The following is a 6,085-nucleotide window of genomic DNA, read 5'->3' on the forward strand; positions in this document are numbered from 1 at the left end:
GCAAGGAAGTGCCAAAGGAGAGAAGAATATCTTGTTTCTTAACGTCAGTTGGGGGCTTGGTATCGGCATTCTTATCGATGGAAACCTCTACAAAGGGCGCTCGGGCTTCTCGGGAGAGTTCGGCCATATCCACGCGTTTGACAACGAGATACTTTGCCATTGTGGCAAGAAAGGGTGTTTGGAAACCGAGGCTTCAGGCAGCGCTTTCTATCGGATATTCAAGGAAAGGCTCAATAATGGCGAGACATCCATCCTAAAGAAGAAAGCCAATGAGGAGCTAACGTTGTCTGACCTCATCAAGGCCACCAACCAAGAAGACCCGCTCTGCATCGATATCCTCGAGAAGATAGGCCATAATTTGGGCATGCACGTGGCCGGACTCATCAATCTGTTCAATCCGGAGTTGGTCATTTTGGGTGGCACTCTTTCACTTACGGGCGACTTTATCCTGCATGCGGTGCGCTCGGCCGTGCTGAAGTATTCGCTCAACCTTGTCAACAAAGACACTCAAATCCGAATTTCAAAACTCAAGGACCGTGCCGGCGTCGTTGGCGCTTGCATGCTGGCCCGTAACAATGTACTCCAATAAACAACATGAAAACAAGCAACAAGCTGTTGATTGGCCTATTTGTCTTGGCATTGCCGCTCAATGCCGGGGCGATGAGATTTGCCGTGGCCGATTCTACGAAGCAAGAAGTGAAAAAGGCAAACGACACGTCCGGTAAGGACAAAAAGGGCGAGAAAGCCGATGAAAAGAAGAAAGAAAAAGACGAATATGCCGAACTTATCAAGAAAAGCACGAGCTTAGAGCGCGGTCTTTTCGACGTAAGACACATTGAGGATAAGTGGTATTTCGACATCCCCGACTCACTGTTGGGCCGTTACATTCTTGCAGTTACCCGCTTGACGGGCGTTCCGCAGGGCGTCGGGAAGTTCAGTGGCGAGGAAGTCAATGAGGAAACGGTCTACTTCGAGAAGCACGACAGCAAGACGCTTTACCTGCGGGCATACGTCCGTACACAAGAAGCCGATAGCACAACGCGTATTTCCAAGACGCTCATGGCTTCGACCGTAGACCCCATTATCGCCTCTTTCAAGATAATAGGAAAGAATCCTAACAAGGGAATGAACCTGATAGAAGTGTCTTCTTTCCTATTAAAAGACAACAACTCCATGGGAATGCCCCGCGAATCGTCGAAGGAATACAGCATAGGTGGTATGCTTAGCGATCGTTCTTTCATTGATACCATCAAGACATTTCCTATCAATGTGGAGATAGCTTCGACCCGTACGTACAGCGCGACAGCCTCCGGAAAGATCAGGGCGGCAGCTACGGGCAACATAACGTTGGCACTCAACACGAGCATGGTGCTGCTGCCAAAGACGCCCATGCGAAAACGACTGTGGGATGAGCGTGTGGGTTACTTCACATCGCGGGTCACCTATTTCGACGATGACCAGCACAAGACCAATCCCGAGCGCATAGCGGCCCGCTTCCGGTTGGTTCCCAAGGACAAGAAAGCCTACGCCAAAGGCAAGTTGGTGGAGCCTGTGAAGCAGATAGTTTACTACATTGACCCCGCCACTCCCAAGAAGTGGGTGCCTTATCTGATAGCCGGCGTGAACGATTGGAGCGTGGCTTTCGAGGCAGCGGGCTTCAAAAATGCCATCGTGGCCAAGGAAGTTCCCGAGGGAGAAGACATCAGTCCCGACGACGCTCGTTACTGTTTTATTCGTTATTTGCCCGCTGAGATCGAGAACGCGTACGGTCCTCACATCATAGATCCACGAAGTGGCGAGATCATAGAGAGCCATATATGCTGGTATCACAACGTTATGAACCTGTTAACCAAGTGGTATATGACCCAATGTGGGCCGCTCGACAAGCGCGCACAGACCATGCACTTCGATGATAAGCTCATGGGTGAACTTATACGGTTTGTTTCCAGCCACGAGGTAGGTCACACTTTGGGCCTTCGTCACAACATGGGCGCAAGTTGGGCCACGCCCGTTGAGAAGCTCCGCGACAAGGCATGGGTGGAAGCCCACGGCCATACGGCCAGTATCATGGACTACGCCCGCTTCAATTATGTGGCTCAACCCGAGGATGGAATCAGCGAGAAGGGATTGTTCCCCCGTATCAATGACTACGACAAATGGGCCATCAAGTGGGGTTATCAGTACCGTCCGGAGTTCAAGGACGAGCATGCCGAGAAGAAAGGGCTGATGGATGAGACCACCAAAGTGCTGGCCGCAAATCCCCGTTTGTGGTTTTCGGGCGAGGGACGTGACGAAGATCCACGCTCACAAACCGAGGACTTGGGCGACAACAGCATGAAAGCCAGCGACTATGGCATAAAGAACTTGAAGCGGGTGTTGGCCAATTTGCCCCGCTGGACGCACGAGGATAACGATCAATACACCGATTTGATAGAAATGTATGCCAGCGTTCGCGACCAATATCGCCGCTATTGCAATCATGTAGTGAAGCATTTGGGCGCCCGTTACTTGAATAATACCCCCGGCAAGGAGCCTATTGAGTTGCAACCGGCCGAACTTCAGCTCGAGGCCCTCGACTTCTTGGGTCGTCATTTGTTTGAAGCGCCGCTTTGGTTGTATCCCGATAACCTTGTGAGAAAGGCGTATATCAATCCCGCGAGCGACATCTTGGACCGTCAAAGCCTGCTTCTTTACCGTGCGATGTCAACCGCCACGCTGTCGAAGATTTACGATGACTCGTTCACATCGCCCAAAGCGCTGAAAGTAGACACCTATCTGAACAAGTTGTTCAGCACCGTTTGGAAACCACTGACGGCTTCCAACGAAATGAGTAACAAGTGTCGACGTGCGTTGGAGCGGCTTTATATCAACAATATCAACCGCAGTTTGAATCCACAAGTGAAGGAGTCGGGCTCGGCCAGCGACCTGCGGGCCATCAATACCGACGCGTTGCTCTATCTGTCGGCCCACCTCGACAAGGTGGAAGCCTTCGTTAAGGCCCAACTAAGCAAGAGTTCGGGTATTAACAAGGCCCACTACGAGGACCTGCTGCGCCAGATAAAACTCATTCGTGACAAGCAGGTGAAAGCCTGACAGACGTCTGCCCGTCCATTCATAAAAAGCCATGAAGTGCCATCTTCGTGGCTTTTTATTTTTCGATTTATTGCGTTAATCCGAATTAATGTTTATTTTTGTAGCAACATGACTTAACTATCCTTATGATAGCAAGCTGTTTCTAATCGCTAAACATTTATTTTTTTACTTTATGCGTAAACAATTATTTCTTACTCTCTGCGGCCTTGCGCTCTCGCTCGCAGCCTTGGCCCAAGGCCCCCGTGTTACCGTTCGTAGCGGTGTTTTGGAAGGAATCGACTCCTCGGGAGTCAAGATTTTCCGTGGCATACCTTTCGCCCAACCTCCCGTTGGCCGCCTTCGTTGGCAGGCACCGCAGCCCCTTGAGGCTTGGCAAGGCGTGCGTCAGGCCAAGGATTTCGGTCCCAATCCCATTCAGTTCAATGTTTATGGCGACATGGTTTTCGGCTCGCCGGTCAACAGCGAGGACTGTTTGTACCTCAACGTTTGGACGCCGGCCCGGCAGATGAACGAGAACCTGCCCGTACTTCTTTATTTTAATGGTGGCGGTTTGATGTCGGGTAGTGGCAGTGAGCCCCGCTATCAGGGCCTTACACTGGCCCGTCGGGGAATCATAGTGGTAACGGCCAACTACCGTGAAGGCATATTCGGCTTCTTCGCCCATCCCCAATTATCGAAAGAAACCTCCTATCATGGCTCGGGAAACTACGGTTTTATGGATCAGGCGGCGGCCATTCAATGGGTGAAAAATAACATCTCGGCCTTTGGTGGCGATCCCAATCGCCTGACCATCGTGGGTGAGTCGGCCGGCTCTATGTCGGTAAGCGCGTTGATGGCGTCGCCTATGTCGCGCCATCTTATCAACCAAGTGATGGGCTCCAGCGGCAGTGTGGTGGGCCCACGACCGGTGTTGACATTAAAAGAAGCCGAGAAAAACGGCGAGACATGGGCCCGCAAGCATGGTTTTAAGTCGATAAAAGACCTCCGGGCGCTGCCTGCCGATAAGCTCAATAGCATAGCCGAGTTTAACGGAGTGCCCGGTTATTGTGTGGATGGGAAGTTCTTTACCGAGCATCCTCTCGACACTTATCGCAAGGGAGAGCAAGCTCAGGTGCCCGCGCTCATAGGCCATAACAATACCGAAATGCCCGTCATGGCTTACATGAAAGGCATGGCGCCTACGTTGGAGAACCTAAAAAAGGCCATTCCATCGATGTTTGGACCTCGTGCCGACGCAGAAAAACTGCTCCGACTCTATAACATCAAGTCCGACGCCGACGTCGTTGGACTGCCCGGTTACGCCATGGGTGGCAGTATCTTTATTACCTATGGCACATGGAAATGGACCGACCTGCTGCGTCAAACCTCAACGAAGCCCGTTTATCGCTACGTATATAACCATCCGCGGCCACAGTTTAAGGTAGTGGGAAAGGCCCCGGGATTAGCCGGAGGAACGGTAGATAACGCTCAAAAAGCGCCGGTTCATCGTGATTTGGGCGCTGTTCACTCGGCCGATATAGAGTATGCCATGGGCAATTTGGCCACCAATAGCATGTTTGATTGGGGCAAGAACGATTACCAAATGTCAGAAATCTTCCAGTCGGTTTACCTTAACTTCGTCAAGACCGGCAACCCCAACGGGCTCGGTATGCCCCGATGGGACGCCGTGAATGGCTGGCAGGGTGCGCTGCCCGTTATGCACCTCGACCTCAATAGCCGCCAAGTGGCCGACCCGCAGATAGAGGAACTCAATCATTATTTGGACGAGTTGTTTATAAAGTAAGCTGCTTTTATCCTTTTGTTTCATGGATATATCCGTGCATAGATAGCCGGATGTATCCATGTTTTTTTTGCTTTGAATTTACGATGAAATGGCCGAAAATCGACGATTTTCTATCTTTTGGCCCCTTGTTGTGGGCCGCCGGTTCGTTTGCTTCTCGATAACCGTTTTCCTAAAGTTGGCCTTTTACCCGATGAAAGGGCTGCTATGACCTTGTCAAAAGCCCGCTTTCATCGCCCCGAAAGGCTGCTTTCGCAAAGCCGAGGAGCGGTCCTTTCTGAATGGGGCTTTGACGGCGGTAAGCTCATCTCTTAACCGTAGGCCGTTTGTTGTTTCCTTTTCACGAACCATCTGCCGCTTGTTCGGCCAAAAGTTTCTTGCGTGTGGCGTGTGAATTATTTGGTTCCTATGAGGCGTTTGGCGCCGATTTTGCTTATCTTTGCTATCGCTCAACGTGGCGGTTGGTTTTTCTTGATAAATCAATGCTTGCTCGTTTTGCGGCCCGTTTCTTAGGCCTTACTCTTTAAATGTTTAACGCTCATGAATCATCCTTTAGAAAAGTTTGTGTATTGTCCGCAGTGCGGATCGCCCCGTTTCGTCATCCATAATGGTTTGAGTCGGCATTGCGAGGAGTGCGGACTGACCTATTACGCCAATCCCCGTGCGGCCACGGCGGCCTTGATTATCAACAGTCATGACGAGCTGCTCGTGGTACGACGCAAGAAAGAGCCCGCCAAAGGCACCTTCGACCTGCCCGGTGGCTTTGCCGATATGGAGGAGTCGGCCGAGGAGGGCGTTGCGCGTGAGGTGAGGGAAGAGACCGGTTTGCGGGTAACGGCCTGCCAATATCTCTTCTCGTTGCCCAATATTTATCTCTATTCGGGCCTTGAAATCCATACGCTCGACTTGTTTTTCCGTTGTACGGTGGCCGATGGGACCCATGTGGAGGCCATGGACGACGTGGCCGAGAGCCTATGGCTGCCCATTGATAAAATCAATCCCGAGGAATTCGGGCTGCGCTCTATCCGTCAGGGAGTTATCCGTTGGTTGGAGGAGCGGGCGAAGACTAAAACTTAAAAAAAGTCAAATTATCTTCATATAATAAGGTATAAACAAAGAGAATAACTACATTTGCGGCCAAAATTAAAATAACATCAGCCAATCATGCAGGAAAATTTAGTTATCGTAGAGAGTCCCGCCAAGGCCAAGACC

The 6,085-nt window shown here is 51.1% G+C and carries 5 protein-coding genes; 4 read left to right on the top strand and 1 reads right to left on the bottom strand.

What is annotated here, in order from left to right; genetic code table 11:
* From VIR50_RS00730 to VIR50_RS00740, 3 genes are all read left to right on the top strand, one after another.
* Positions 1-589: ROK family protein (locus VIR50_RS00730; protein WP_331933233.1), on the top strand; the 589-nt coding region annotated here is incomplete at its 5' end.
* Between the two features lie 5 nt (positions 590-594).
* Positions 595-3,093 carry a zinc-dependent metalloprotease gene (locus VIR50_RS00735; protein WP_331933234.1) on the top strand — a complete coding sequence of 833 codons (2,499 nt, stop codon included), beginning with the start codon at positions 595-597 and terminating at the stop codon, positions 3,091-3,093.
* A gap of 172 nt (positions 3,094-3,265) precedes the next feature.
* Positions 3,266-4,876: a carboxylesterase/lipase family protein gene (locus VIR50_RS00740; protein WP_331933235.1), complete on the top strand. Its 1,611-nt coding sequence runs from the start codon at positions 3,266-3,268 to the stop codon at positions 4,874-4,876.
* 213 nt (positions 4,877-5,089) lie between these two features.
* Here VIR50_RS00740 and VIR50_RS00745 read toward each other — a convergent pair whose 3' ends face one another.
* Positions 5,090-5,356, bottom strand: a complete 267-nt coding sequence (locus VIR50_RS00745; RefSeq protein ID WP_331933236.1) for a hypothetical protein — start codon at positions 5,354-5,356, stop codon at positions 5,090-5,092.
* A 57-nt stretch (positions 5,357-5,413) separates the two neighbouring features.
* Here VIR50_RS00745 and VIR50_RS00750 point away from each other — a divergent pair, with 57 nt between their 5' ends.
* Positions 5,414-5,950, top strand: a complete 537-nt coding sequence (locus VIR50_RS00750; protein ID WP_331933237.1) for an NUDIX domain-containing protein — start codon at positions 5,414-5,416, stop codon at positions 5,948-5,950.
* Positions 5,951-6,085 lie beyond the last annotated feature (135 nt).

The sequence above is a fragment of the Prevotella sp. genome, from assembly GCF_036570325.1.
Taxonomy (GTDB): Bacteria; Bacteroidota; Bacteroidia; order Bacteroidales; family Bacteroidaceae; genus Prevotella.

Excerpts from the sequence above, each read along its gene's own strand:
- VIR50_RS00735 (WP_331933234.1), top strand. The coding sequence starts at position 595 with ATGAAAACAAGCAACAAGCTGTTGATTGGCCTATTTGTCTTGGCATTG.
- VIR50_RS00740 (WP_331933235.1), top strand. The coding sequence starts at position 3,266 with ATGCGTAAACAATTATTTCTTACTCTCTGCGGCCTTGCGCTCTCGCTC.
- VIR50_RS00750 (WP_331933237.1), top strand. The coding sequence starts at position 5,414 with ATGAATCATCCTTTAGAAAAGTTTGTGTATTGTCCGCAGTGCGGATCG.